Annotated in this window: 26 protein-coding genes, 8 tRNA genes, 1 rRNA gene and 1 riboswitch; of the genes, 33 read left to right on the forward strand and 2 right to left on the reverse strand. The window is 39.1% G+C overall.

Annotated features, from left to right (window positions below; genetic code table 11):
- From rrf to DVW06_RS12975, 22 genes are all read left to right on the forward strand, one after another.
- Nucleotides 1-77: ribosomal RNA gene (gene rrf, locus DVW06_RS17845) — 5S ribosomal RNA — on the forward strand; the annotation flags it as partial.
- A 16-nt stretch (nucleotides 78-93) separates the two neighbouring features.
- Nucleotides 94-166 (forward strand) — tRNA-Val (locus DVW06_RS12875).
- A gap of 3 nt (nucleotides 167-169) precedes the next feature.
- Nucleotides 170-242 (forward strand) — tRNA-Lys (locus tag DVW06_RS12880).
- Between the two features lie 14 nt (nucleotides 243-256).
- A tRNA-Leu gene (locus DVW06_RS12885) sits at nucleotides 257-338 on the forward strand.
- A 7-nt stretch (nucleotides 339-345) separates the two neighbouring features.
- A tRNA-Thr gene (locus DVW06_RS12890) sits at nucleotides 346-418 on the forward strand.
- A gap of 10 nt (nucleotides 419-428) precedes the next feature.
- A tRNA-Gly gene (locus DVW06_RS12895) sits at nucleotides 429-500 on the forward strand.
- 16 nt (nucleotides 501-516) lie between these two features.
- Nucleotides 517-602, forward strand: a tRNA-Leu gene (locus DVW06_RS12900).
- An 11-nt stretch (nucleotides 603-613) separates the two neighbouring features.
- A tRNA-Arg gene (locus DVW06_RS12905) sits at nucleotides 614-687 on the forward strand.
- A gap of 30 nt (nucleotides 688-717) precedes the next feature.
- Nucleotides 718-791: transfer RNA gene (locus DVW06_RS12910), tRNA-Pro, on the forward strand.
- Nucleotides 792-892: 101 nt separating this feature from the next.
- Nucleotides 893-1,777 carry a ribosome small subunit-dependent GTPase A gene (rsgA, locus tag DVW06_RS12915; protein WP_003128803.1) on the forward strand — a complete coding sequence of 295 codons (885 nt, stop codon included), beginning with the start codon at nucleotides 893-895 and terminating at the stop codon, nucleotides 1,775-1,777.
- Nucleotides 1,778-1,791: 14 nt separating this feature from the next.
- A complete protein-coding gene (gene rpe, locus DVW06_RS12920) occupies nucleotides 1,792-2,439 on the forward strand; it encodes a ribulose-phosphate 3-epimerase (protein ID WP_034707063.1) in 648 nt (215 codons plus the stop codon).
- Between the two features lie 3 nt (nucleotides 2,440-2,442).
- Nucleotides 2,443-3,075 carry a thiamine diphosphokinase gene (locus DVW06_RS12925; protein WP_003128805.1) on the forward strand — a complete coding sequence of 211 codons (633 nt, stop codon included), beginning with the start codon at nucleotides 2,443-2,445 and terminating at the stop codon, nucleotides 3,073-3,075.
- Between the two features lie 146 nt (nucleotides 3,076-3,221).
- Nucleotides 3,222-4,079, forward strand: coding sequence for a rod shape-determining protein MreC (gene mreC, locus DVW06_RS12930; RefSeq protein WP_005469711.1), 858 nt, complete (start codon nucleotides 3,222-3,224; stop codon nucleotides 4,077-4,079).
- Nucleotides 4,080-4,081: 2 nt separating this feature from the next.
- Nucleotides 4,082-4,591, forward strand: coding sequence for a rod shape-determining protein MreD (gene mreD, locus DVW06_RS12935; protein ID WP_021150867.1), 510 nt, complete (start codon nucleotides 4,082-4,084; stop codon nucleotides 4,589-4,591).
- A 187-nt stretch (nucleotides 4,592-4,778) separates the two neighbouring features.
- Nucleotides 4,779-6,092 carry a C40 family peptidase gene (locus DVW06_RS12940; protein WP_081131188.1) on the forward strand — a complete coding sequence of 438 codons (1,314 nt, stop codon included), beginning with the start codon at nucleotides 4,779-4,781 and terminating at the stop codon, nucleotides 6,090-6,092.
- A gap of 144 nt (nucleotides 6,093-6,236) precedes the next feature.
- A complete protein-coding gene (locus tag DVW06_RS12945; RefSeq protein ID WP_041120311.1) occupies nucleotides 6,237-7,907 on the forward strand; it encodes a PTS transporter subunit EIIC in 1,671 nt (556 codons plus the stop codon).
- Nucleotides 7,894-9,924: a BglG family transcription antiterminator gene (locus DVW06_RS12950; RefSeq protein WP_005469717.1), complete on the forward strand. Its 2,031-nt coding sequence runs from the start codon at nucleotides 7,894-7,896 to the stop codon at nucleotides 9,922-9,924. The genes DVW06_RS12945 and DVW06_RS12950 overlap by 14 nt, the downstream gene beginning before the upstream one ends.
- Nucleotides 9,925-9,937: 13 nt before the next feature.
- Nucleotides 9,938-10,375 (forward strand): PTS sugar transporter subunit IIA, encoded by a 438-nt coding sequence (locus DVW06_RS12955; RefSeq protein WP_029487365.1) that lies wholly within the window; start codon nucleotides 9,938-9,940, stop codon nucleotides 10,373-10,375.
- 158 nt (nucleotides 10,376-10,533) lie between these two features.
- Nucleotides 10,534-12,297: a PTS mannitol transporter subunit IICBA gene (locus tag DVW06_RS12960; RefSeq protein WP_117474764.1), complete on the forward strand. Its 1,764-nt coding sequence runs from the start codon at nucleotides 10,534-10,536 to the stop codon at nucleotides 12,295-12,297.
- A gap of 12 nt (nucleotides 12,298-12,309) precedes the next feature.
- Entirely contained in the window at nucleotides 12,310-12,747 is a 438-nt protein-coding gene (locus DVW06_RS12965) for a PTS sugar transporter subunit IIA (RefSeq protein WP_003128815.1), read from the forward strand.
- Nucleotides 12,748-12,759: 12 nt separating this feature from the next.
- Nucleotides 12,760-13,908 carry a mannitol-1-phosphate 5-dehydrogenase gene (locus DVW06_RS12970; RefSeq protein ID WP_003128816.1) on the forward strand — a complete coding sequence of 383 codons (1,149 nt, stop codon included), beginning with the start codon at nucleotides 12,760-12,762 and terminating at the stop codon, nucleotides 13,906-13,908.
- Between the two features lie 132 nt (nucleotides 13,909-14,040).
- A complete protein-coding gene (locus DVW06_RS12975) occupies nucleotides 14,041-14,334 on the forward strand; it encodes a hypothetical protein (RefSeq protein ID WP_005469722.1) in 294 nt (97 codons plus the stop codon).
- 120 nt (nucleotides 14,335-14,454) lie between these two features.
- Here DVW06_RS12975 and DVW06_RS12980 read toward each other — a convergent pair whose 3' ends face one another.
- Nucleotides 14,455-14,976, reverse strand: a complete 522-nt coding sequence (locus tag DVW06_RS12980; protein WP_029487366.1) for a type 1 glutamine amidotransferase domain-containing protein — start codon at nucleotides 14,974-14,976, stop codon at nucleotides 14,455-14,457.
- 126 nt (nucleotides 14,977-15,102) lie between these two features.
- Between DVW06_RS12980 and DVW06_RS12985 the strand changes: the two genes are divergently transcribed.
- The 3 genes from DVW06_RS12985 (at nucleotide 15,103) to DVW06_RS12995 (ending at nucleotide 17,010) form a co-directional block, all read left to right on the forward strand.
- On the forward strand, nucleotides 15,103-15,654 hold the full coding sequence (locus tag DVW06_RS12985; protein WP_137264735.1) for a hypothetical protein: 552 nt from the start codon (nucleotides 15,103-15,105) through the stop codon (nucleotides 15,652-15,654).
- 169 nt (nucleotides 15,655-15,823) lie between these two features.
- Nucleotides 15,824-16,249: a hypothetical protein gene (locus DVW06_RS12990; protein WP_003128822.1), complete on the forward strand. Its 426-nt coding sequence runs from the start codon at nucleotides 15,824-15,826 to the stop codon at nucleotides 16,247-16,249.
- A gap of 8 nt (nucleotides 16,250-16,257) precedes the next feature.
- Entirely contained in the window at nucleotides 16,258-17,010 is a 753-nt protein-coding gene (locus tag DVW06_RS12995; RefSeq protein ID WP_005469742.1) for a DUF6681 family protein, read from the forward strand.
- Between the two features lie 68 nt (nucleotides 17,011-17,078).
- Here the strand turns inward: DVW06_RS12995 and DVW06_RS13000 are convergent, their stop codons facing one another.
- Nucleotides 17,079-17,486: an Hsp20/alpha crystallin family protein gene (locus DVW06_RS13000; protein ID WP_005469744.1), complete on the reverse strand. Its 408-nt coding sequence runs from the start codon at nucleotides 17,484-17,486 to the stop codon at nucleotides 17,079-17,081.
- Nucleotides 17,487-17,655: 169 nt separating this feature from the next.
- Here DVW06_RS13000 and ispE point away from each other — a divergent pair, with 169 nt between their 5' ends.
- The 8 genes from ispE to thiT all read left to right on the forward strand — a co-directional run bounded on the left by ispE (nucleotide 17,656) and on the right by thiT (nucleotide 25,616).
- The gene (gene ispE, locus DVW06_RS13005) at nucleotides 17,656-18,507 is read left to right on the forward strand and encodes a 4-(cytidine 5'-diphospho)-2-C-methyl-D-erythritol kinase (protein WP_003128827.1); all 852 of its coding nucleotides are present in this window, start codon (nucleotides 17,656-17,658) and stop codon (nucleotides 18,505-18,507) included.
- A gap of 235 nt (nucleotides 18,508-18,742) precedes the next feature.
- Complete coding sequence (locus DVW06_RS13010) at nucleotides 18,743-19,687, forward strand: metal ABC transporter substrate-binding protein (protein WP_003128828.1); 945 nt, start codon at nucleotides 18,743-18,745, stop codon at nucleotides 19,685-19,687.
- Between the two features lie 12 nt (nucleotides 19,688-19,699).
- Nucleotides 19,700-20,380 (forward strand): metal ABC transporter ATP-binding protein, encoded by a 681-nt coding sequence (locus tag DVW06_RS13015; protein WP_003128829.1) that lies wholly within the window; start codon nucleotides 19,700-19,702, stop codon nucleotides 20,378-20,380.
- Nucleotides 20,353-21,186, forward strand: a complete 834-nt coding sequence (locus DVW06_RS13020) for a metal ABC transporter permease (RefSeq protein ID WP_003128830.1) — start codon at nucleotides 20,353-20,355, stop codon at nucleotides 21,184-21,186. The genes DVW06_RS13015 and DVW06_RS13020 overlap by 28 nt, the downstream gene beginning before the upstream one ends.
- A 136-nt stretch (nucleotides 21,187-21,322) precedes the next feature.
- Nucleotides 21,323-22,147: a pur operon repressor gene (gene purR, locus DVW06_RS13025; protein WP_003128831.1), complete on the forward strand. Its 825-nt coding sequence runs from the start codon at nucleotides 21,323-21,325 to the stop codon at nucleotides 22,145-22,147.
- 125 nt (nucleotides 22,148-22,272) lie between these two features.
- The gene (gene glmU, locus DVW06_RS13030; protein ID WP_003128832.1) at nucleotides 22,273-23,661 is read left to right on the forward strand and encodes a bifunctional UDP-N-acetylglucosamine diphosphorylase/glucosamine-1-phosphate N-acetyltransferase GlmU; all 1,389 of its coding nucleotides are present in this window, start codon (nucleotides 22,273-22,275) and stop codon (nucleotides 23,659-23,661) included.
- 101 nt (nucleotides 23,662-23,762) lie between these two features.
- A complete protein-coding gene (locus DVW06_RS13035) occupies nucleotides 23,763-24,737 on the forward strand; it encodes a ribose-phosphate diphosphokinase (protein WP_003128833.1) in 975 nt (324 codons plus the stop codon).
- A 142-nt stretch (nucleotides 24,738-24,879) separates the two neighbouring features.
- Nucleotides 24,880-24,981, forward strand: a riboswitch (TPP riboswitch).
- A 92-nt stretch (nucleotides 24,982-25,073) separates the two neighbouring features.
- Entirely contained in the window at nucleotides 25,074-25,616 is a 543-nt protein-coding gene (gene thiT / locus DVW06_RS13040) for an energy-coupled thiamine transporter ThiT (RefSeq protein WP_042620412.1), read from the forward strand.
- The last annotated feature ends 8 nt before the right edge of the window (nucleotides 25,617-25,624 follow it).

The following is a 25,624-nucleotide window of genomic DNA, read 5'->3' on the forward strand; positions in this document are numbered from 1 at the left end:
CCGAACACAGAAGTTAAGCTTCTTAGCGCCGATTGTAGTGAAGGGTTTCCCTTTGTGAGAGTAGGACGTCGCCACGCGTTTTTTTTAAATTATGGGGGTTTAGCTCAGCTGGGAGAGCATCTGCCTTACAAGCAGAGGGTCAGCGGTTCGAACCCGTTAACCCCCATATGAGCCGTTAGCTCAGTTGGTAGAGCATCTGACTTTTAATCAGAGGGTCACAGGTTCGAGCCCTGTACGGCTCATAGTAATAACCTATGCGGGTGTGGCGGAATTGGCAGACGCACTAGATTTAGGATCTAGCGCCTTCGGGCGTGGGGGTTCAAGTCCCTTCACCCGCACTTCATTGCCGGCTTAGCTCAGTTGGTAGAGCATCTGATTTGTAATCAGAGGGTCGAGGGTTCAAGTCCTTTAGCCGGCATCAGGAATACGCGGAAATAGCTCAGTGGTAGAGCACCACCTTGCCAAGGTGGGGGTCGCGGGTTCGAACCCCGTTTTCCGCTTTTGCCATCGCAATCAGCCGGGGTGGCGGAACTGGCAGACGCACAGGACTTAAAATCCTGCGGTGAGTGATCACCGTACCGGTTCGATTCCGGTCCTCGGCATTTCTTAATATGCGCCCATAGCTCAATTGGATAGAGTGTTTGACTACGGATCAAAAGGTTAGGGGTTCGACTCCTCTTGGGCGCGTAGTCTTTTTATTTTTTTAATATCTATTATCGGGAAGTAGCTCAGCTTGGTAGAGCACTTGGTTTGGGACCAAGGGGTCGCAGGTTCGAATCCTGTCTTCCCGATTTTTTGTCTGAAGAGTCTTCTTCAGGCTTTTTTTATTGGTGAGAAATTTATTCATGAGTTATAAATATGTTACAATAAAAAGAAATGAGGAGGAGAATTTTTGAAAGGACAAATAATCAAAGCTCTTAGTGGATTCTATTATGTAGAGTCTGAAGATACTATCTTTCAAACTCGAGCAAGAGGAAACTTCAGAAACAGAAAAATCACGCCGCTTGTTGGGGATGAAGTTATTTTTGAAAGTAGTAATCCAACTGATGGATACTTGTTAGAGATACTGCCGAGAAAAAATGAATTGATACGTCCACCAGTGGCCAATGTGGATCAAGGTGTAGTGGTGACAAGTTTGATCCAGCCTAATTTCTCATTTAATCTATTAGATCGGTTTTTAGTTACACTGGAGTATAAAGAGATTGAACCAATTATCTTTTTGAGTAAAACAGACTTAGTGAGTGATCAAAGTGAGGTTCAAAAAATTGCCGCTTTGTACCAACAAATTGGTTACCAAGTCATTGTTTCAAAAGCAGATAATAGCGATCTTCTGGAGTTACAAAGAATTTTCCCGGAACGACTGACAGTTTTTATGGGACAATCTGGCGCAGGAAAATCCACATTGCTTAACCGAATAGTCCCAGAGCTAGATTTGGAAACGGCCGAAATTTCTGAGTCATTAGGTCGAGGGAAACATACAACGCGACATGTAGAATTATTGACATTATATGATGGGTTAGTGGCTGATACCCCTGGATTCAGCTCAATCGATTTTTTGGAAATCGATAGTGGACAATTGCCCAAACAGTTTCCAGAATTTTTAGCATTGGCACACCAATGTCGTTTTCGTGAGTGTATGCATTTAAATGAGCCAAATTGTGCTGTAAAAGAAGCAGTTGAACAGCAAACAGTTGCACTTACCCGGTATAAAAACTATGTTCAATTTTTAGAGGAGATTGAAAATCGTCGTCCAATTTATAAAAAGAAAAATAAGTGAGGGAAACGAATATGATTAAACTAGCACCATCAATTTTAAGTGCGGATTTTGCGAATCTGCAACGGGACATTGAACTTGTAGAAAAAAACGGCGCGGATTACATCCATATAGATGTAATGGATGGCCAATTTGTTCCTAATATTACTTTAGGACCAAATGTTGTCAAAGCTATTCGTCCGATAACTAAGTTGCCACTGGATGTTCATTTGATGATTACTCAACCAGAAAATTATATTCATGCGTTTGCCGAAGCTGGTGCCGATATAATTGGAGTTCATGCCGAAGCTACTCCCCACATTCATCGCGCAATTCAAATGATTTTAAATGAAAATGTAAAGGCGGAAATTGTTATCAACCCTGGTACGCCAGTAGCCGCTATTCAACATGTACTATCCATGTGTGATCAAGTATTGGTAATGACTGTGAACCCTGGATTCGGTGGACAATCTTTTATCGAAGAAACAGTTGCTAAAATCAAGGAACTAGCACAATTGAAAGAGAAAAATGGGTATCACTATGATATCGAAGTAGATGGTGGAATCGTTCCAAAAACAGCTCGGATCTGTTTAGAAGCTGGTGCCAATGTGTTTGTTGCTGGTAGCTACATCTATGACGCGGACAGTCCTGCTGATCAAATCAAAGCATTGAAAGAAGTGTTGTAATAAATGAATATTCTTCTAGTTGCAGGTGGCAAAAAGCAAACTTGGCCGTCTCTAAAGAAGTATGATAAATACATTGGTATTGATCGGGGATCATTTTATCTGCTTGAGGAGGATTTGCCTTTAGATTTTGCGATTGGTGATTTTGACTCTCTTTCTTCTGAAGAAAGAGAACGAGTGCGACAGAATGCAAAAAATTTTTTTCAAGCTCCGGCAGAAAAAGACGATACGGATACGCAACTCGCATTATTGATGGCTATTGAGCATTTTCCCAATGCAAAGATTGATATTATCGGTGCAACTGGTGGAAGAATCGATCATTTTTTAGCAAATTTATGGATTGTACTGGAGAAACGGTTTCAGCCTTTCGCTCATAATATTAGTCTATTAGATAAGCAAAATGTCATTCGGTTCTTTTTGCCAGGGAAGTATTCCATACGTAAAGAAAAGGGCATGAAATATCTGGCATATTGTTGTCTGACTCCCATTGACAATCTTTCATTAATGGAAAGCAAATACCTATTGGAAAATGTGAAGGTTGAACATCCTACATCATTTGCTAGTAATGAATTCATAACGGATGAAGCATCCTTTATATTTGAAACGGGAATTATTGCTGTTATTCAAAGCAAAGATTAAGAGACAGTCAAGTCTCTTTTTTTATTTTTGAAAATTTCAGAAAGCTAATTACAAAAAAAGCATTAAGACGTACAACTTAACTTTTGTTTACATCGTTTTAGTGGTAAAATTAAGGCTATCAGTTTGGAACTCATTGAGGTGTCTTTGTGAAAAAGTTTAATCCTAATAAAAATATCATAATCACGTTAATTATTGTGATTTTAGTTGTTTCTGTGTTGAGTGTGACGATTGCTAGAAGAGCAGTTGGGAATTCATCCAGTTTTGTGCAATCGGCAGTCAACGACACGATTGGTATCGTGGACAAGGTGATTACAGCTCCAGTACGGTGGATCGAAACCGGTGCAAACTCTGTAAAGAAACTTTTTGTCACGTATGAAGAAAACGAACGTTTAAAAGAGAAAATCGATAGTTATGATGAGATTGCTCGATCAAATGAAAATTACAAGCGAGAAATCGAATCATTGAAAGAAGAGCTTGAGTTAAACGAAACATTGACTAACTATGAAAAAATTACTGCCAATGTTATTAATCGTTCACCAGATACATGGCAAGACATGCTTGTTGTGGATCGTGGCACGAAAGATGGTGTCGAAGTAAATATGGCGGTTATGTCCCAAAAAGGTTTGATTGGGCGTGTGATTGAAGTGAATGCAGCATCTTCAAAAATCGAATTGTTGACTTCTGAAAATCAAAATTCAAATCATTTTCCTGTTCGAATCAGCGGGAAAGACGGCGAAACTTTTGGAATTCTAAGTAGTTATGATCAAAAAGAGAAGTCCTTGGTTATCAGTCAATTGACTGGAAGTACACAATTGAAAGAAGGCGATGTTGTACAAACCTCGGGATTAGGAGGGAATTCTCCAGCCGACCTTGCTGTTGGGACAGTTGTTAGTACCACCAAAGATGAATTTGGATTAGATACAAAAGTATATGTAAAACCTTATGCACAAATGTATGATATTCAAGCAGTTACTATTATCAAACGTTTGGCGGGTGACAAATAGGCATGAAAAAAAATACGTATTTAAAGTACTTTGCCGGAGCATTTTTTTTCTTGATGATGTTGTTAGATGGACAATTAACCCGTTTACTTGAGCGCTGGACGCAAGATAATTATATAGCGAGTGCACATTTACTATTGATTGCCTTCCTATGTAGTGCCAGATATTTGCCTAAAAACTACTTGATTATAACCGCATTGATCATTGGATGCTTGTATGATCTTTACTATATTGGCATAATTGGTATTTATGCTGTCGCATTCCCGATGATTGTGTGGATCATGTATATTTTAAATAAAACGCTATACCAAAACATATTCACCATGTTTTTTGGAATGATTATTTTCGTTACGGGTCTTGAAATGGTAACTTTGGGGATACAGTTGTTATTTAAAATAGCAACAGTCAATACTTCATTTTTTGTCTCTCGTTTCTTAGCACCGACACTGCTATTAAATATTATTTTATTTGTTATTTTAGTTATTCCATTCATGAAGCTATTCAAAGAAGAATAGCTTCATTTTTTTGTTATGTTTTGTATCGAATCTGGTAGATTATTTGAAATCTGTTTGTAACATTCTTTTTATCTGCTTGACATGTATCTATGTTACAATCGCTTTATCGTAAAAAGACTTTAGATATTCTTATATATTTTAAAATTAACTTAAACTTTCAATGAAAAGTCAGGCGGAGGAATGAAGGGTGAAAAAACGTATTCTATCAGTAATATTAGTGAGTTCCATTGCGCTTACTTCAGTTGTAGCACCAACACTTGTCGCGGCAGACGACTTTGATAGCAAAATCGAACAAAAAGATCAAGAAATCAGTAACCTAAAAAATCAACAAGCTGATGCTCAAGCACAAATCAAAGCATTGGAAAATGATGTTGCAGCTATCAATGAAAAAGCTGAAGCATTATTGACGCAACAATCTACTTTACATGCTGATTCAGAAAAATTACAAAAAGAAATCGACGACTTGAATGTTCGTATTGAAAAACGGGAAAAAGCGATTCAAGAACAAGCAAGAGATGTCCAAGTGAATGGACAAAGCACCAATTTTATCGATGCCGTTCTTGAAGCAGATTCTTTAACGGATGCTATCGGTCGCGTTCAAGCTATGACGACGATTGTTAGTGCTAATAACGAATTGGTTCAACAACAAAAAGCGGATCAAGAAACGGTTAAAACGAAAAAAAATGAAAATGATAAAAAACTAAAAGAAATTGAAGCAAATCAACTTGAACTTGAGAAACAAGTAGGAGCACTTCAATCGAAGCAAGCAGACTTGAATGTTTTGCAAGCAGATCTTGCTTTGCAACAATCATCTAAAGAAGATGAAAAAGCCGACCTAGAAAAACAAAAGGAAAGCTATCAGGCTGAACAGGCACGAATTGCTGCCGCAAAAGAAGCGGCAAAAGCAGCTCGAGAACGTGAAGAAGCTGCGCAAGCCGAATCAAGCACAAGTAGTACAACAAAAACAGGCGAATCAACTTCGTCGAATGAGTCAAGCTCAAATGAATCAAGCTCAACAAATGAATCTTCCAGTACTAACAGTACCGGAACAAGTGACTCAGTAGAAAATGATACACCAAAACAAGAAACAATTGTAAATAAGCCTGAAAATAAACCAGAAAACAATACAAACGTTCCTTCACAATCTGTAAACGGGTCAGCAATTGTTTCAGAAGCAATGAAATATCTTGGTACACCATATGTCTGGGGCGGAACGACACCGAACGGATTCGATTGTTCTGGTTTTACTCAATATGTGTTTGCAAAAGTAGGAATTTCATTACCTCGTGTGACCTATGATCAAGAGTATTCTGGCACGGTTATCTCAATCAATGAAGCAAAAGCTGGTGACCTATTATTTTGGGGATCGCGCGGAAGTACGCACCACGTGGCTATTGCACTTGGTGGGGGACAATACATTCATGCACCTACCACTGGACAAAGCGTTTCAGTTAGCAGCTACTCTTATTACGCACCAAGTTTTGCTGTGCGTGTTAATTAAATAAAAAATGGTAAAAATAAGGCAATAACTTGAGCTGACGTTTTTCGTCAGCTTTTTTGGTACATTCAAAAGGAGGAAGCATAATCTATGGTTATTCCTTTTTAGAGAAAACCAAATTATACTAGTGTTAGGTAGGTGAGGAGGATGAAGGGAATAAAAGACAGAGGACAAACAATTCAATTTTTAAAACTCTATACTCATTATTTTTCTGATATGATGATGCCAAATGTAAGTATTTTTATTGCATGGGCAGTCATTGCGTTTGCCGTACCCGTACTACATGCGGATCAGGGGGGTTTGATCAAGTCAGAAGAAGCTATTTTACATTTTCTCTTACCAATATTGCTTGCTTACACTGGCGGAAAAATGGTTGAACCAATAAGAGGTGGAGTTTCAGGAGCAATTGCAATTTTAGGGATGATTTTAACCTCTCAATTTCCACAAGTTTTTGGAGCAATGATTATCGGTCCGCTAACGGGTGGTATGCTTCGATTCTTTGATCATATCTTTTCTCGAAAAGTAAAGACTGGCTATGAGATGCTCTTTCGTAATTTTTCTGCAGGCTTAATTGGAGGTCTTCTATTTTTATGTAACTTTTTTGTATTTGGCCCTTTGCTCGATCAGCTTAGTCAACAAAGTTATCATTTAGTTGATTTTTTTCTCAAGCAGAATTTATTTCCTGCTATTCATCTTTTTCTGGAGCCACTAAAGGTTCTTTTTTTTAATAATATTATCAATCATGGTCTATTTACGCCGTTGGGTGTTGAAGGCGCCAGTATTCATGGAACGTCGATTTTATTTCTGCTTGAAGCCAATCCTGGTCCTGGTTTAGGCGTCTTGTTTGCATGTATGAGGTATGGTTCTAAAAAAGCAAGAAATGGGGCGACTGCTGCTGCATTTGTGCAAGCAATAGGAGGTATTCATGAAGTTTATTTCCCATTTATTTTAATGAACCCATTATTGATTATCGCACCGATTTTAGGTGGAGCTACTGGTACATTTATTTTTCAATTGAGTAAAGTTGGCTTACGATCACCGGCTTCACCAGGTTCTATTTTGGCTATCTTAACAAATACGCCAAATCACATGTGGTCAGGCGTATTAGCTGGAGTATTGGTAAGCACGCTTGTTTCTTTTTTTGTTGCCTATTTTGTTTTGACCTATCACTCAGTGAATGAAAAAAGTACGGAAGGAACAATATGTATGGATAAAGTAAAGAGAATTATCGTTGCATGCGACGCGGGGATGGGATCTAGCGCAATTGGGGCAAGTTTATTAACTAAACATTTAGAAGAAGCAGCCATTTCCATACCTGTCGATTATAATTCAATTTATCAGTTGAAGGATGGAGAAGATCTTTTAGTTATTACCCAATCAGGGCTTGGTGCTTTAGCTCAAACAAAGACACCTCAAGCACAACATTACTTCTTGAGTAACTTTTTAGCGGAATCAGAGTATGAAACACTAGTTAAACTTTTAAAGCAAGAGCAAGAAACGGTAGCAAATGTTTCTTTTAAAGTTGGGGAAAAAATCCCAACATTGATTTTTTTGTATGAAGGCAAGAAAAGAGGCGCTCAAACGATGGCTGTTGCAATCGTTCGTAAAATTGCCAATGAATTAGCCATACCTATTGAGGTAAAGAAAGAAGATATTGAGACAACCCAGTTTAATCCAGAGGCATTATATATCGTTCAAAAAGATTTTCAGCAAATGGCTGCATTAACAAATGTCACCCACTTAGTTGTCGATGATTTAGTGACAACTTCCAAATATCGTCAATTGATGACAGAAGGAGTCGCCTATGTTCTTGACTAAGCGTGAAACTATTTTGTTGACTGAGCTAATGAACAGTAACGGTCCTGTTTCTATGGACCGAATGATGCAGCTTTTGAAAGTAAGTAAGCGGACTGTCTACCGCGAATTAGCCAATTTAGAGAATTCGTTGCGTACTGTAGGGGCATCCTTAGAAAAAGAAGGTCGTGGACATTTTCGAGTCATTGTCGGGAATAGTATCACTCAGCTGCAAGAAGCAATTATGTCTGATCCATCCCAAGAGTTTGCGTCAATAGAGCGACAACATAGGATTTTGCTGCAATTAGCAACTACTGCTAAGCCGATTAGTAGCCATCGTTTTTTAGAGCTCTATCAAATCAGTAATACTACTTTTTTTTCTGATATTAAACAATTAGAAGAAAGTTTGGCGCGCCTTCCGTTGACAATTGTCCGTAATCAAGGATATGAGCTCAAAGGACCAGAAAAACATCGACGTTTAGTAGCAGCGAATACGTTGATGATGGAAATAAATGAATACCAGTTTTTTCATTTTCCTGAAGCAGAACAAACGGCGCATTTTTTATTTGAGTTTATTGAAAAACAGTACTTGATTTTAGCGCAAGATCTTATAAGAGAAGTGGTTGAATCTAAATATCCTGAGTTAAGTGATCGCAAGTTGGCTTTTATTGGTATTATGCTTGCTTTAGCCATGGAGCGAGTAGCAACAGGATTCTCAGTAGAGGAAGAAAGTTATCCAAGTCAAATCAACAAAGATTTGCTAAAGGTAGCTAAACAGATTTTTGCTCAAGTTGCTGAACAAACGAAGCGGTTGTATTCGGTTAATGAAATAGTTTTTTTTGCGATTTTATTAGGGGATTTTTCTAATTCTTTTGACCGCGATTTTTTTGAAGAGAATTTTGATACAACTTTGGCATATCAGGTAAAACGGTTGATCGAACTGATTAGCCAGCACACTGAGGTTGATTTTTTTGAAGATGAAATTTTATATAAAATGTTGCTAACACATATTTCTGGGGTAATGACCCGAGCGATTTTGGAAGAGAACCATCTAAACAATCCAATTTTAGAAAAAATAATGAAACAATATGAGGAAATTGCAGAAGCAATCCGTTTAAGCTTACCGCTTGTTTTCCCACAACAGCAGTTTTCAACAGAAGAAATTGCCTATATGGTATTGCACTTCGCAAACTCATTAGAAAAGAATCCTAAAGTGATGGAAGTCAATATTGCAGGTGTATCACCAAGCGGACTGGCTTCAATTAGTTTGTTAGAGATGCAGCTAAGAAAGCAATTTCCATTTATCAATAAAATTACTTTTTTCCGTGTGGGGGATATCGAACAGGATAAAATTGAGGGCAACTACGACTTGGTGATTTCCACATCTTTGTTGCCAGGTTATCGAGGAAAATATAAGCTAGTATCTCCTATTTTATTGGAAGAAGACATTCAGGAACTAAAAGAAGAATTTCGTCTGCTTAGTCAGAAAAAGAGACTTTCTCATGCAATACCTACGCCAGTTTCTACTAGGGAAGATACCTATGAAGATGTTCTAGCATTTATTGAGGAGATTAACCGCTTATTAGAATTGTTTACTCTTCAAACGATTGACAATGGCCCCAACTTAGAAGAAACATTATCTGAAGTGATGAAACATTTTTCCAAAGCGTTAGTGCAAGACAGAAAAAAAGTAGCCAATAAATTAGTGAAGCGCTATTTACAAGCCCCTGTTGGAATACCGAAGACTCACTTTGCCCTTTTTCATGCGTCAAGTACAGAAATTTTGCAACCAGTTTTCAAAATCTTTGATTTATCACAAGGACTATCACTTTATGCGATGGATAAACAAGAGATTAACGTAACTCGCTTGTTAGTTATGCTCGCTCCTTATCCAATCGATGAGCAAAGCAGTAAAATCTTAGGGAGGATTAGCGGTTCCATCATTATGAATGATCTCAATACAGAAATATTTAATTCAGGAAATTTTTCCATCATTTATCAATTGCTTGCTACGCTTTTGATTGAAGAAATCAAACAATAATGGGGAGGAGAAAATAGTGGATATTCCAGCAACACATATTTTGTTAGATCAGCGATTCCAAAGTGCAGAAGAAGCATTGCATGAGATAGGTACATTCTTAGTAGACCAAAAAATGGTTCAACCTCAGTATATAAACAGTTTAATTCAGCGACACAAAAAATATGGTGTTTATATAGGAAACTTTGTAGCCTTGCCTCACGGAGAAGAAGAGGCAGACAAATGGATTAATGAAGAAGGGATTTGTCTTGTTCAAGTACCAGACGGTGTCGATTTTGGCGATGCAAAAGAATCAAAGGTTACTACGATTCTGTTTGTGGTTGTTCTCAAAGAAAAGCAGTTGTCATGCTTGCAAGAAATTGCTTTTTTTTGTTCAGATATCCAAAATGTAAAACTATTAAGCGACGCCGCTACAATAGAGGAAATCCAAAAAATACTATCGCTAGAAGAGTAGAAAAGGGCATTTATTGATTAGTCATGCATTATGCATGGCTTTTTTTTGTAGATAAGAGACAAATTTTGGCACAGTTTCCTGTGACAAAGTACGACTTTCGAAGCTTTCGGAAAGCGCCTACAATCAAGGTGTAAAAACAAGTTGGGAGGAGAATGAAGATGGAACAAGTACAAGCAGACAGGAATGCGTCTTTAAAGTCGAGGGTCCAAAAACTAGGTAGTACATTGTCGAGTATGGTAATGCCCAATATTGGCGCATTGATTGCATGGGGCGTGTTAACGGCTCTCTTTATTCCAGATGGCTATCTGCCAAATGAATCCTTTGCTTCAATGGTCGGTCCGATGCTGACTTATCTAATACCGATACTGATTGGATACACGGGCGGGAAAGTAATTGCTGGAGATCGGGGCGCAGTTGTTGGGGCAATCGCTACAATGGGGGTCATTGTGGGAACAGACATCCCAATGCTTTTAGGTGCAATGATTATGGGGCCATTAGGCGGATATACGATTAAGAAGTTCGATGAATTTTTTCAAGATAAAGTGCGGGCAGGCTTTGAGATGCTAGTCAATAATTTTTCTGCGGGTCTTCTAGGTTTTGCTTTGGCTCTGTTAGGCTTTGTTGTCATTGGACCTGTTGTAAACACATTGACAGAAGTAATGGCAGCAGGCGTTGCAGTGATTGTCAATGCACATCTGATTCCATTAGCAAATATTTTTATTGAACCTGCCAAAATCCTATTTTTGAATAATGCCATCAATCACGGAATTCTGACTCCATTAGGTACGGAACAAGTAAGCGAGTTTGGTAAATCAATTCTATATTTATTAGAGGCAAACCCAGGGCCTGGATTAGGTGTTTTATTAGCATTCACTTTCTTTGGCAAAGGCGCGGCAAAATCATCTGCTCCAGGAGCAATCATTATCCACTTTATAGGTGGTATTCATGAAATCTATTTCCCATATGTGATGATGAAGCCATTAATGTTTTTAGCTGTTATTGCAGGAGGTGTTTCTGGGAGTTTCACTTTTCAATTATTAGGTGCAGGTTTAAGGGCACCAGCTTCTCCAGGTTCGATTATTGCTATTTTAGCGATGACACCGTTGAATTCGGTGATGAGTGTCGTCTCTGTTTTAGCAGGGATTGCTGTTGGAGCAACCATATCGTTTCTTGTAGCGGCAGCAATTCTAAAAGCCGATGCCAAAGACACTGTAGATAATTTTGATGAGAAGGTACAGGAAATACACCAAGCAAAACAGCGTTCAAAAGGAGTGGCTCTAGAATCGTTAACAGGCATTCAGAAGATTATTTTTGCCTGCGATGCTGGTATGGGTTCAAGTGCAATGGGGGCTTCCATTTTGCGTAAGAAAGTTAAAGATGCTGGTTTGGCTCAACAAGTCACTAATCAAGCAATCAATAATCTGACAGATGATGTGCATACATTGATTGTGACACAAAAAGAGTTACAAGAGCGGGCAAAATTAAAAGCACCAAATGCAACATTTGTTGCTGTAGAAAATTTTTTGAATTCTCCTAAATATAATGAGATCGTGGCCACATTGTCAGGCTCAGGAGTTGAGGAAGAGAAAAAAACGAAAGCAGTAAATTATAAGCCACTGCCTCTAGAGGAATTAAAGGGCATTCATGAAGTTATTCTTGCCCATGACGATCGTGAAGGCTCAGCGACCATGGCGAGAAAGGTTTTTCAAGACTTATTAGCGAAAGAATCTCTCTCTTTATCACTTAAAAAGGTTCATATCGATAATCTAAAAGCGGATGCTTCATCATTGGTAATTACCAAAGAAGAGCTGACAAAGCAAGCGCGGTCGCTAGCACCAGATGCAGTCCATCTATCTGTCAGCAATTTGATGCGAACGTCAAACTACCAGCGTGTAATCACAACACTTAAAGAAGCTCTTTAAGGAGGAAGAAAAATGAAACTATTAGAAAAAGAAATGATTGAGCTGAATCAACAGTTTGCGAACAAAGAAGAAGCGATTCGTTATTGTGGGAAAAAACTTGTTGAGGCCGGATATGTTGATCCGGAATACGTCAACGCTATGATCGAACGAGATGCAATGTTATCTGTCTACATGGGGAATTTCATAGCTATACCACACGGGACAGATGAAGCAAAAAAATATGTCAAAAAATCTGGTATCTGCATTGTTCAAGTGCCTGAAGGCGTAAATTTCGGGACAGATGAGGATGAAAAAATCGTTACGGTATTATTTGGCATTGCTGGAATAGGTGAAGATCATTTGCAGTTGGTACAACAAATCGCTCTCTTCTGTAGCGATATCGATAATGTGGTCGAATTAGCGGATGCTTTGAGCAAAGAAGAAGTCGCCGCTAATCTAACAGTGGCATAGGAGGGGAAAAAGATGAGAGCAGTTCATTTTGGTGCAGGGAATATTGGTCGAGGGTTTATCGGAGAGATTTTGGCAGCAAACGGTTTTGAAATAACCTTTGTTGATGTAAATGAAACGATTATTGCTGCGCTTCAGCAACGTAAATCCTATACAATTGAATTAGCAGATGAGAACCGCGAACAGATTTTTATTGAACACGTGACAGGAATCAATAACGCAAAAGAACCGGATGCGGTTGTTCAAGCAATTGTCGAAGCCGATATTTTAACCACTGCCATTGGTCCTGCAGTATTGCCTCGCATTGCACCGCTCATTGCAAAAGGGCTGGATCAGCGAGCAATCAAGAAAAAGGAGCAAGCAATTGATGTCATCGCTTGCGAAAATATGATCGGTGGATCCACTTTTCTAAAAGAGGAAGTAGAAAAGTATAGCCAACAACTCGCTTACCTGGAGAATAGTGTTGGTTTTCCAGATGCAGCAGTGGATCGCATTGTTCCGATGCAACAACATGATGATCCTTTGTTGGTTCAAGTAGAACCATTTTGTGAGTGGGTAGTTCAAGAAACAGCAATGAAATCAGTGCTTCGTCTACAAGGCGTACAATACGTACCAGATCTGAAACCTTATATCGAGCGTAAATTGTTTAGTGTGAACACAGGTCATGCTACAGTAGCTTATACAGGAGCTCTACAAGGCTATGAGACCATCGATGAAGCCATGCGTGACCATCTAGTTGTGATTCAGCTGAAATCCGTTCTAGAAGAAACTGGTCAACTTTTAGTCGCCAAATGGGATTTTGATCCTGATGAACATGAACAGTATATTGAAAAAATTATTCAACGATTCAAAAATAACTACATTTCGGATGCTATTGCTCGAGTAGCCCGCACCCCTTTGCGAAAATTAAGCGCACAAGAACGATTTATCCGCCCCGTCCTTGAATTGCAAATGAGAAATGTGCAACCGTTCCATCTCTATGAAACGATTGGTATGATTTTCAACTATCATGATCCTGAGGACGAGCAAAGTCAACAATTGAGAGAGTTATTGGAAGCAGCTAATCTTTCTCAAGTGATCACAGAAGTCACAGGTGTAGAGGATCAGAGAATCATTGAGAAGATCAAACAAAACATTGAAAAATATGCTTATGTAGCTGCATGATCATTGGCTGCCGATTGCTATTCCAAATCATGGATAAGCCATCGGTAGCCAGTGTTTTTTAGTCTATTTTGACAGGAAGTTTGACCTTCTGAATCATTCACGTGATAATAAAGGGAGAAATGAGGGATCGGGATGGAGAGATGGTTTGAAGAAGCCCAACTACATGTGATTGAATTACCTATCAGTTGGCAAGATGGTCGTCCTTGTTATAGTGCGTTTATTCGAGAATTGCCAATGCTGCAGGCAGAAGGTGGTTCACGGAAAGATGTCTATCGACAATTGGCGGAAGCCTATCAGATCTATTGGGAAAAACACCAACAAACGGAAGAAGAGGAGATGACTTCTTCTTTGCTATCACTCGATGAATTACTTAAATATTATGATGGTGAGACATTTGATGGTTTTGACATTTCTATGGATGAATAGAAATATTAATTAAAAGAACTTGCGAACAAAAACAGCAGGTAAAATCGCTAAAGGATAGAAAAATAGGGAGTACGATATTCGTACACCCTATTTGTGAGTTCTTCGTTTAAAATTTAGGCTTTATTTGTTGCCTTCAAGTGCTGTTGTAATGGCTTGATTAAATGCATCCAAATCATCAGGATTACGACTAGTGATCAAATGATGCGTGTCGTCAATCACCACAGGCTCATCTTTGACAGTAGCACCTGCATATGTTAAATCTGGACGAATGGAATCATAGCCAGTCAATGTTAATTCTTTTGTCAATCCGGTTTGAATAAAGAGTTGAGGTCCATGACAGATAGCAAAAACTGGTTTTTCAGATGTCAGAAACTCTTTGGTCAAAGTGACATAGCGTTCATCTGTACGTAATTGGTCTGGAGAAAAGCCACCAGGAATCAACAAAGCATCAAAATCGGAAAAATTGATTGTATCAATAGACGCGTCAACTGCAAAAGTGGTTCCTTTTTTTCCTGTGACAGTGTCCACGCCTTCATTACTGATAATGACAACTTCATGTCCAGCATTTTCCAGTGCTTCTTTTGGTGAGGTTACTTCAATATCTTCAACTAGATCGGTAATGATAGTGGCAATTTTACTCATCAAATCTCCTCCTTAAAAATTAGCTTTTATTCATCTTCAATTTCTATGCTAACGAAGATTCATACCGCTGACAAATAATCTGTTTAGAGCAAAAATAAATTAGATAAAAAAGAAAGAGAGAAAAAAATGGCAACAATTCAATTATTTATTACAGATGAGCCGCTCGTTTTTGAAAAAGCTGTCTTGCAATTTATGGGTGAAGAGCAAATAGTCGAAAAGAATCTGAGGTTCAAAGATGCTACTATAGAATTATCAAAGGAAGTAGAATCTACATGTGTCTCATTGGTCAAGCAAGGCATTCTATGGCTGGAAGAAACAGGTGAAGAAGAAGACTACATTGACTTGCTTTATTTGGATTTTCAAAATACAACCCACTCAAAGACAACGGCATCTATTTTGTCACGACCTTTTTATCAAGTAGAAGAGACTCTCCAACCTGTTCTTGAGGAAGTTGGAGATGTGCTCGCGGAGAAATTCTTCGAAGAGTGGAGCAATCAACTAGCCGAATTGTCTGATGATGAACTGTCCTATGCTTATTTCATCGACGGTACTCGGATCACTTTAGAATTGACTGAGCCATTTGAGCTACAAGAATCGATCTTATTAAAAGAGCTGATAGTGGATTATCACTCTGCGTTAACTCGTTCTGTACAAAAGTTTTACGAATTTCTTATTTAGAGCCTAGCAGAAGCTAGTTTTTGTTTGTAACCGAAAACATTTTTACTTTTTTTTAAATCTGTTCCGTTAATCCTTCGTAGTCTTGACCATTTCCAAGGAAAGAACTATAAAGAAAGTAAGTACTCAATGAGTGCAAAAAAGATAAGAATCAAGACAAGGATGGAAAATTATGCGAAAAGTACCTCCTATTTTGAAACCAATTGCTCTCTTGACCATTTCAACCATCATCGCTACTGCAACTGGTGTTGTGAATTCCAGTAGCTATCGGCAGTCAAATGGAACTAGTCACTCGACTGAGATTACTGAAACGACCGAAACCAGCGATGTTAGTCACTCGCAATCGGTAGACAGTCAACCTGTGTCTGAAAGCACAGAACCTTCAACATCAGCTGAAGATCATGGAGGCACTACATCTTCCACAACAAATAATCAGCGAACTGTTCCTTCATCTTCGATAGAGGATAGCTCTACACCACCAGCTACAGATGTCCCTTCTTCAGAGAACGGGCAAAGCGAGGAAACGACGCCGTCAAGTCAGGATCAGAATGCGGCTGACCAAGAAGCAGTCATCAATGAGGATCAAGAAAATGAGTAGGTGAATAAATGACTTTTTTATTAGATATGATCAATGGGATTCATAAGTTCTTAGGTTATCTGGATATTAGTCCTAAATACTTGAATCGGGCCTATACATTACTTAGTTTGATTCCAACGGCTTATATTCTGCGTATTGTTTATGGTCTCTATCTCAATCAAAATTATTTACAGATGGCTTTATACGGGATAGGATTCTGCGTGTTGCTCTATTTCTGGGTTCTAAATATTTTTTATTACTTTTTTGATAAAAATCTTAAGGTAGATATTACTCAGCTTTTTGTGAAGTATTTACCTGATGAAGTATTCAATATTGAAGGAGAAAAAATTAGCACCACACAAATCGATCGTTTATCAACAGAGAAAGCAGTTATTGATTTTGAAGAAGACTATCAACTGGTATTGGCTGACTATTTACAGAAACTCATTTCAAAAGATGAATTAGCAACGAATGCTATCGCACAAGGATTTGTGATTCCTAAAAATACCCTTTATCCCTACTACTTTGTCAAACAACGGTCAGATTCTGAATACTCGTTGCAAATTGGTACGAGCTATAGTGACTTAACAACAATTGGCCGTATTTATTGGAACGGGGAAAAAGCTTTGGAACCAGTTGGGTTGTTCATTACTGGCGGAGATTTTGTCAAAAATGATGTAAAATATCATGAACCTTATAGTTTGAAGCTTTATGTCAAAAAAGAAGAAATACCCACAGCAACAACTCGACAAGCTTATCGTCAAACTGGTAAGGCAAGGTAGAAATACAACAAAAAAGACTTCAGAAACTGATATTTCTGAAGTCTTTTTTACTTTTTGCGATAATTCAATTATTCGATTGGAATATGCTTACCTGGCGCGTCTTTGTAACTTGCCTTTGGTAAATTCAAGGAAAGGACACCATCTTCGAACCGTGCTTTGATCGCTTCTTCATCAATGTCAGGTATAGTGAATGCACGTTGATAAGCACTGCTAGATCGTTCTTTACGCAAGTAGTGACCAAGATCATCTTTCTCTTCGCTTTCTTCAATTTGGGAAGCAGAAATTGTTAGAGTATCATTCACGAAACTAACACGGATATTTTCTTTTTTTATACCAGGAAGATCAGCTTTGACTACATAATGATCTTCATATTCTTTAATATCTGTATTCATTTGTCGTTCTTGCCAGAAACTGTTCATCAATTTGCCTAATAGTTCTTCTCCACCAGGTAGATCTCTAGGAATTAGATTTGCCATAATTTCCCCTGCCTTCTTGATCAAATTTGTTACTCTTATTTTACGAGGAACGATTTCAAAGAGCAACCCAAAAGCTGATAAAGATCAAAAACAGGAGAAATATCTCAACTATCTCTAAAGAATCTGCTATGATAGAACTAGTTAACTATCAGATGATTGGGTGAATAAGATGGAAATTATTGAAAAAGCGCCTGCTAAGATAAATCTAGGACTTGATGTTTTGGGTAAGCGAGCAGACGGTTACCATGAATTGGAAATGGTGATGTCCAGTGTTGATCTAGCCGACCGTCTGATAATGGAAGAGCTAGAAGAAGATAAAATCATTATCGAAACCAATAAGGCCTTCTTGCCGATCGATAAACGCAATAATGTATATCAAGCAGCCAGTATTGTCAAAAAACGCTATGGTATCAATAAAGGTATCTTGATTCGGATCACGAAAAATATCCCTGTAGCAGCAGGCCTTGGCGGTGGCAGTACAGATTGTGCAGCAGCGCTAAGGGGGATGGACCGCTTATGGCAATTAGGTCTGACGATGCCGGAATTGATCGATATAGGAATGGAAGTAGGTACTGATGTCCCTTATTGCATTTATGGGACGACTGCGTTCATCTCTGGTAAAGGAGAGAAAGTCACGCCGTTGCGCCCGATGCCGCAGTGCTGGGTGGTCTTAGTCAAGCCCCGACTAAGTGTTTCAACAGGTAAAATTTTTCAAGAAGTTGATCTAGATCAGTTGCATCATCCAGATATTCAAGAACTTTCTGATGCAATTCTTGCTGAAGATTATCAACGAATGATTGCTGCAATGGGAAATAGTTTGGAATCGATCACGATTCCTAAGCATCCAGTCGTACAACAAATCAAGGAACGAATGATGAAATATGGTGCGGATGTGGCACTGATGACTGGAAGTGGACCGACTGTTTTTGCCTTGTGCCAGAAATACTCACGGGCTCAGCGAGTGTATAATGCTTTAAAAGGTTTTTGTGAAGAGGTTTATCTAGTTCGCACATTAAAATAGTAGGAAACAAAAGGACAAATTAAAAAGCAGATGCACACATTCAAAAAATGTGACATCTGTTTTTTGCTTAGCGGATATATGAATCAATTTTCCCATGTTTTCCGATTTACTGGCAGAGGAACGCTCTAAATCGGAAAACATACGATTTGTCTTGACGAATGAGGTTTCCTTTGGTAGAGTAATTTTTGCTGATAAATCGGATTAGTTCCGTTTTAATAAGAAAAGAGGAATCATCATGAAAAAATTACTAGCTCTATTTTTGCTTACCAGTACTGTTTTATTAGGGGCTTGCGGAAAAGGATCAGAACAAGTCGCAGAAGAAAGTCAGGATTTGCAGGTTATTACGACTTTTTATCCAATGTATGAGTTTACCAAAGAGGTTGTTGGAGATACAGGTAAAGTATCTTTGCTTATACCGGCGGGCACAGAACCCCATGATTATGAACCTAGTGCGAAAGATATGGCAAAAATTATGGATGCAGATGCTTTTGTGTACAATAGTCCGGAATTGGAAACATGGGTGCCAACAATGACAGATTCGATCGATACTGACAAAACAGTTGTGATCGAAGCGGCCAAAGAGATTGATTTAGCTGAAAATGAAGATCATGGAGAAACGGAAGCAGAAGCAGAACATGGGACAGACGCCCATACCCATGAATTAGATCCGCATGTGTGGACAGATCCAGTAATGGCAATCAAAGAAGTTGAAACGATTCGAGATCAGTTAAGCGAGAAATTTCCAACGAAAGCAGCTACATTTAAAAAGAATGCCGCTGCTTATATTGAGCAATTGAACGCATTGGATCAAGAGTACACTGCTGCTTTGAAAGATGCGGTCAATCGAACATTTGTCACACAACATGCCGCTTTTGGATATTTGGCAAAACAATATGATCTAGTCCAAGAATCGATTGCTGGATTATCTCCAGATCAAGAACCAACTCCTAGTCGGTTAGCAGAGCTAAAAGAATATGTTGAGGATCATCAAGTCAAAGTTATCTATTTTGAAGAAAATGCTTCTTCTAAAGTCGCGGAAACTTTAGCGAATGAGACTGGGGTTGAATTGGCTGTATTGAATCCGTTAGAAAGTTTGACGGAAAAACAGATTAGTGATGGAGAAACATATCTCACAGTAATGAAGGAAAATCTGCAAGCTTTACAAAAAAGTATCAAGTAAGGAGGCACATCTGTGCGTTATATCGATGTAAAAGGACTAACGTTTTATTATGATGATGAGCCTGTATTAGAGGATATCTCTTATTTTGTTGAAGATGGGGAATTCGTCATTCTAACAGGAGAAAATGGGGCTGCAAAATCTACCTTGATTAAAGCAACATTAGGGTTGTTGAAACCATCAAAGGGAGAAGTAATACTGGCTACCAAAAACAGAGAAGGACAAAAGCTAAGTGTAGGCTATATTCCACAACAGATTGCCTCGTTCAATGTAGGCTTTCCAAGTACAGTCTTAGAATTGGTCCAATCTGGCCGTTATCCGAAAGACCGATGGTTTAAGAAGCTGACAAAGCGGGATCATGAACATGTTCGGCGAGCATTGGATGCAGTAGGTATGTGGGAAATGCGCAAAAAACGGATTGGCGAACTGTCCGGAGGGCAAAAACAGCGAATCAGTTTAGCACGTATCTTTGCGACTGATCCAGATTTATTTATTTTGGATGAACCAACGACAGGGATGGATGAGCAATCACGAAATTTATTTTATGAATTACTGCGTCACAATGCACACGATCATGGGAAATCGATTTTGATGATCACCCACGATCACGAAGATATTAAGGAGTATGCGGATCGACAAATTCGGTTGGTTCGAAAGGAGGATTCACCATGGCGTTGCTTTCATATGAATTCATGAGGCGTGCTTTTTTGGCTGCAATTTTTATTGCCGGAATCGCACCGATGCTAGGTGTGTTTCTTGTGATCCGAAGACAGTCTTTGATGGCCGATACACTCTCACATGTTTCATTAGCTGGTGTAGCATTAGGCTTTTTTCTTAATTTGAATCCAGATCTCACGACCTTATTAATCGTAATCATCGCCGCGGTCATTTTGGAATATTTACGAACACTTTATCGGAGTTATTCAGAGATCTCAATTGCGATTTTGATGTCAGGCGGTTTGGCATTAGCATTGGTCCTTATGAATCTGAGTGGAGGAAACTCAGCGACCAGTATCCAATCCTATCTCTTTGGTTCCATCGTGACCATTACTCAGGATCAAGTTTGGTTTCTAGGCTTTTTATTTTTAGCTGTATTCGTTCTCTTCTTTCTATTCAAACGTCCGATGTATGTCCTGACTTTTGACGAGGATACGGCTCATGTAGACCGTTTGCCAGTGCGGATAATGTCGATGCTTTTTAATGTTTTGACAGGGATTGCTATCGCTATGATGATTCCCATCGCTGGTGCGTTACTGATTTCTGCGATTATGGTATTGCCAGCTGCAATCAGTATGCGTTTAGGCAAGAGTTTTAATGCGGTGATTTTGATCAGTGTCTTGATTGGTCTATTCGGTATGCTGTCGGGATTGACTAGCTCTTTTTATCTCGATACACCTCCAGGCGCTACGATCACATTAGTATTTATCGGTTTGTTTTTAGTCATCAATGTGGTCAAGCGTATTGTCATTCTTTTCCAACGAAAACAACGGTTAAAACGATAAGAAACGAAAATTTTTCGTTTCTTTTTTTCTTTGATTGAATGAAAAGCGAACAATTCTTTAGATTTTCAAGATAATGCTCGCATTTATACGCAAAAAGCCTTATAATAAGACGAATAAATTAAAGGAGTGGGCATGTGTGAAAATTCGTCGAAGTGAACGATTGATAGATATGACACATTATTTATTGAATCATCCGCATGAATTGATTTCATTGTCATTTTTTTCAAAACGCTATGCTTCTGCTAAATCATCGATCAGTGAAGATCTAGCGATTATCAAAAAGACCTTCAAAGAACGTGGTACGGGAACTCTCGATACAATTCCAGGTGCAGCTGGCGGTGTTTTTTTTGTGCCTGAGATTTCAAAAGAAGAAGCCTATGCCTATGTTGAAGGGTTAGCGGAACGCCTTTCTGAGCAAGATCGACTGCTGCCTGGTGGTTACGTTTATCTCTCGGATTTGCTTGGAGAACCTGAGCTACTGCGGCAAGTAGGCCGTATCATTGCTTCGAAGTATCTGGATAAACAAATTGATGCAGTCATGACTGTTGCTACTAAAGGAGTGCCAATCGCACAAGCGGTATCTTATTATTTAAATGTTCCCTTTGTGATCGTTCGGCGAGATTCTAAAATTACGGAAGGGTCAACAGTCAGCGTGAACTATGTTTCTGGGTCATCTGAACGAATCGAGAAAATGGAATTATCAAAGCGTAGCTTAAAACGCGGTTCCAAAGTCTTAGTCGTAGATGACTTTATGAAAGGCGGCGGCACTGTGAACGGTATGAAGAGCTTGATCGAAGAATTTGAAGCTGAACTTGTTGGCATAACGGTTTTTGCGGAAGCTAAATTCAAAGGAAAACGTGCTATTTCTGATTATAGTTCGCTGCTGTTTGTTGAAGACGTTGATACTCAGACGAAAACGATCTCGGTCGTGCCGGGGAATTATTTTGAAACAAAAGACTGATTTTGAATCAGTCTTTTTTAATTGGTCTAGTTGTGTTTTTCCTTATATATTGAAAACCATCCTTAGTTGGGCTAAACTGGACATATACAGAAATCAATCAGTCGGAATCGATAGGAGTGGAACACGTGGAATCACGTTTTGCAATTATACTTGCCGCAGGCAAAGGTACTAGAATGAAATCCAAGTTATACAAGGTTTTGCATCCCGTTTGCGGAAAACCTATGGTAGAACATATCATGAATCGCGTAGTGGAGACAGAACCTGATGCAATCGTAACAATCGTCGGACATGGAGCAGAAATGGTCAAGCAACAATTAGGGGACCGCAGTGAGTATGCTTTACAAGCAGAACAGTTAGGAACTGGCCATGCAGTTGTTCAAGCAGAGCCTTTCTTAAGAGAAAAACGGGGAACAACGTTAGTAATCAGTGGAGACACCCCTTTGTTAACGACTGAGACATTGAATAATCTTTTTGAGTTCCATCAGGAACAAAAAGCCTCAGCAACGATTTTAACTGCGCAAGCTGAAGATCCGACCGGATATGGTCGGATTGTACGCAATCAAATGGGTGTCGTAGAAAAAATCGTGGAACAAAAAGATGCCTCTGTGGAAGAGGCGATGATCCAAGAAATCAATACGGGAACGTATTGTTTTGACAATGAATTATTATTTGATGCATTGGCAAAATTAGATACCGATAATGCACAAGGGGAATATTATCTAACAGATATTATTGAGATCTTGAAAGCAGAAGGGAAGATTGTAGCTGCTTATCAAACGGATGATTTCAATGAGTCGTTAGGAGTCAATGATCGATTAGCGCTGGCAGAAGCGAATCGTTTGATGCGCAAGCGTATCAATCAGCAGCATATGCGCAATGGTGTGACATTGATTGACCCTGATACTACTTATATTGATGATGGCGTGGAAATTGGAGCAGACACACTGATTGAAGCTGGTGTCGTCATCAAAGGTGCAACGAAAATTGGTGAAGACTGTGTCATCACTGCATCTTCTCAAATCATAGACAGTCAAATCGGTGATGATGTAACGATCAAGGCATCTGTGGTGGAAGAAAGTCGAATCTACAACGGGGCAGATGTCGGACCAAATGCACATCTGCGTCCAAAAGCAGACATTAAAGAAAGAGCCCATATTGGTAATTTCGTAGAAATAAAAAATGCAACGATCGGTGAGGGAACAAAAGTAGGGCATCTCTCTTATGTCGGAGATGCAACGCTAGGGAAAAATATCAATGTTGGTTGCGGCGTCGTCTTTGTAAATTATGATGGCAAAAATAAATTCAAGACAGTTGTCGGAGACAATTGTTTTATCGGCTCTGGTTCGAATTTAGTGGCGCCATTGCAGATTGAGGAAGAAACCATGATCGCTGCTGGCTCTACAATCACAAAAGATATTCCTAAACATAGCATGGCGATTGCCCGAGCAAGGCAGGAAAACAAAGAAGGCTATGCAAAAAAATTGCCTTATTTGAATGAAGAAACTGCGAAATGACTTGATTTATTTAGCAAAAATGACTACTATTTACTAGGAAGAAGATTCTGGTGAACTAGTAGTCTTTTTGCCAGATGAACGCAAAGAAAGTGGAGGTTCTCATGTCAAATCATTATTTTGATCCAAGATTGAAGATTTTTTCGCTGAATTCTAATCGTCCGTTAGCTGAAAAAATCGCAGCTGCAGTAGGTGTGGAATTAGGTAAGTGTTCAGTGAACCAATTTAGCGATGGCGAGATTCAAGTTAACATTGAAGAAAGTATCCGTGGTTCACATGTCTATGTTATTCAATCCACAAGCAGTCCAGTAAACGATAACCTAATGGAGCTACTGATCATGATTGATGCCTTGAAACGTGCAAGTGCGAAAACAATCAATGTAGTGATGCCTTACTATGGTTATGCGAGACAAGACCGTAAAGCTCGTTCCCGCGAACCAATCACTGCTAAATTGGTGGCGAACATGATCGAAAAAGCTGGCGCAAATCGTATGGTTACCTTAGATCTACATGCTTCACAAATCCAAGGTTTTTTTGATATTCCTGTAGATCACTTGATGGGTGCACCATTGATTGCTAATTATTTCTTGGAAAGAGATATTCAAGGAGATGACGTTGTAGTCGTTTCACCAGACCACGGCGGAGTGACTCGTGCGCGTAAATTAGCAGAATTCTTGAAATCACCAATTGCGATCATTGATAAACGACGTCCAAAAGCAAATGTTGCTGAAGTAATGAATATCATTGGTCACGTAGAAGGCAAAACGTGTGTCTTGATCGACGACATGATCGATACGGCCGGAACAATTACTCTAGCAGCGAACGCATTAAAACAAGCTGGTGCAAAAAGTGTTTATGCTTCATGTACTCATCCTGTTTTATCAGGACCTGCTTTGCAACGGATCGAAGATTCAGCTATCGAGCACTTAGTAGTTACTGATTCAATTTTCTTGCCAGAAGATCGTAAATCTGAAAAAATTGACGAAATCAGTGTTAGTGCATTGATGGGAGAAGCAATCAAACGAATCCATGAGAATAAACCTGTTAGTCCACTGTTTGAATCAAAATTATCGATTTAAAAATGATAACCCAAAAGAAGCATCTCGTCTAGACGCGGTTGAGATGTTTCTTTTTTTATCAGAGCGAGTTTTCTTTTCTTTTTTTTATTTTGTGGTATTCTTGAAGATGACTTGCAGCAGTGCAAGCAAAATAAAATAGAATCTAATCACAAAGGGGAGTCTGAAAAGGCTGAGAATGAGAGTACTCTAAACCCTTCGTACCTGTTTCGATCATGCGAACGTAGGAATTGTGACGAGTTGAAGTGTCTAACACTTCTCCTTTGTGAATTGTGATGATTCTAAAGGAGGAGTTTTTTTGTGGGAAATGGTACAAAAATTTGGATAGAGGGAACGATTATGGCGGCACTGGCGATGGTACTATCGCTGATTCCTTTAGACTTTGGAAGTAGTTTTTCAATTTCTTTAGGACAGATTCCATTAACAATATTTGCTATCCGTAGAGGCTGGAAGCCAGGATTAATGGCCGGATTGGTTTGGGGATTGCTGCATTTCCCATTAGGTAAAGTCTGGTTTTTGAGTGTTCTTCAAGTATTGATTGAGTACCCATTTGCTTTTACATTTGTTGGTTTTGCCGGACTTTATGCAAATAAAATTCATTTGGCGATTAGAAATGGTTCGAAGGGTAGCGTGCAACGACTACTTGTACAAGCAACATTCACAGGCGCATTTGCTCGTTATTTTTGGCATTTCCTTGCCGGTTGGGTTTACTGGGGCGCATATGCTCTCTGGGGGATGAAACCTTGGCTTTTCTCTCTGGTAATGAATACCGCCAGCGGACTTGCTACGGCAATCGTCACGGCAATTATCTTACTAATTGCTTATCGAACATCCCCAGAGGTATTTGTACCTAAGGACGATTATTTAAATCGGACTGCGTAAAAAAAGAC

Origin of the sequence: Enterococcus sp. ARL09-542 (genome assembly GCF_005234805.1) — a bacterium.
In the GTDB taxonomy this organism is placed as follows: domain Bacteria; phylum Bacillota; class Bacilli; order Lactobacillales; family Enterococcaceae; genus Enterococcus_D; species Enterococcus_D gallinarum.

What these genes read in the sequence shown, in the direction of transcription:
- DVW06_RS12925 (WP_003128805.1), top strand. Translation starts at nt 2,443, where the DNA reads ATGAATATTCTTCTAGTTGCAGGTGGCAAAAAGCAAACTTGGCCGTCT.
- DVW06_RS12980 (WP_029487366.1), bottom strand. Translation starts at nt 14,976, where the DNA reads ATGAGTAAAATTGCCACTATCATTACCGATCTAGTTGAAGATATTGAA.
- mreD (WP_021150867.1), top strand. Translation starts at nt 4,082, where the DNA reads ATGAAAAAAAATACGTATTTAAAGTACTTTGCCGGAGCATTTTTTTTC.
- DVW06_RS13035 (WP_003128833.1), top strand. Translation starts at nt 23,763, where the DNA reads ATGTCAAATCATTATTTTGATCCAAGATTGAAGATTTTTTCGCTGAAT.
- DVW06_RS13010 (WP_003128828.1), top strand. Translation starts at nt 18,743, where the DNA reads ATGAAAAAATTACTAGCTCTATTTTTGCTTACCAGTACTGTTTTATTA.
- DVW06_RS12975 (WP_005469722.1), top strand. Translation starts at nt 14,041, where the DNA reads ATGGAGAGATGGTTTGAAGAAGCCCAACTACATGTGATTGAATTACCT.
- DVW06_RS13000 (WP_005469744.1), bottom strand. Translation starts at nt 17,486, where the DNA reads ATGGCAAATCTAATTCCTAGAGATCTACCTGGTGGAGAAGAACTATTA.
- DVW06_RS12970 (WP_003128816.1), top strand. Translation starts at nt 12,760, where the DNA reads ATGAGAGCAGTTCATTTTGGTGCAGGGAATATTGGTCGAGGGTTTATC.
- DVW06_RS13020 (WP_003128830.1), top strand. Translation starts at nt 20,353, where the DNA reads ATGGCGTTGCTTTCATATGAATTCATGAGGCGTGCTTTTTTGGCTGCA.
- DVW06_RS12985 (WP_137264735.1), top strand. Translation starts at nt 15,103, where the DNA reads ATGGCAACAATTCAATTATTTATTACAGATGAGCCGCTCGTTTTTGAA.
- DVW06_RS12965 (WP_003128815.1), top strand. Translation starts at nt 12,310, where the DNA reads ATGAAACTATTAGAAAAAGAAATGATTGAGCTGAATCAACAGTTTGCG.
- DVW06_RS12945 (WP_041120311.1), top strand. Translation starts at nt 6,237, where the DNA reads ATGAAGGGAATAAAAGACAGAGGACAAACAATTCAATTTTTAAAACTC.
- ispE (WP_003128827.1), top strand. Translation starts at nt 17,656, where the DNA reads ATGGAAATTATTGAAAAAGCGCCTGCTAAGATAAATCTAGGACTTGAT.
- DVW06_RS12990 (WP_003128822.1), top strand. Translation starts at nt 15,824, where the DNA reads ATGCGAAAAGTACCTCCTATTTTGAAACCAATTGCTCTCTTGACCATT.
- DVW06_RS12960 (WP_117474764.1), top strand. Translation starts at nt 10,534, where the DNA reads ATGGAACAAGTACAAGCAGACAGGAATGCGTCTTTAAAGTCGAGGGTC.
- thiT (WP_042620412.1), top strand. Translation starts at nt 25,074, where the DNA reads ATGGCGGCACTGGCGATGGTACTATCGCTGATTCCTTTAGACTTTGGA.
- DVW06_RS12950 (WP_005469717.1), top strand. Translation starts at nt 7,894, where the DNA reads ATGTTCTTGACTAAGCGTGAAACTATTTTGTTGACTGAGCTAATGAAC.
- DVW06_RS12995 (WP_005469742.1), top strand. Translation starts at nt 16,258, where the DNA reads ATGACTTTTTTATTAGATATGATCAATGGGATTCATAAGTTCTTAGGT.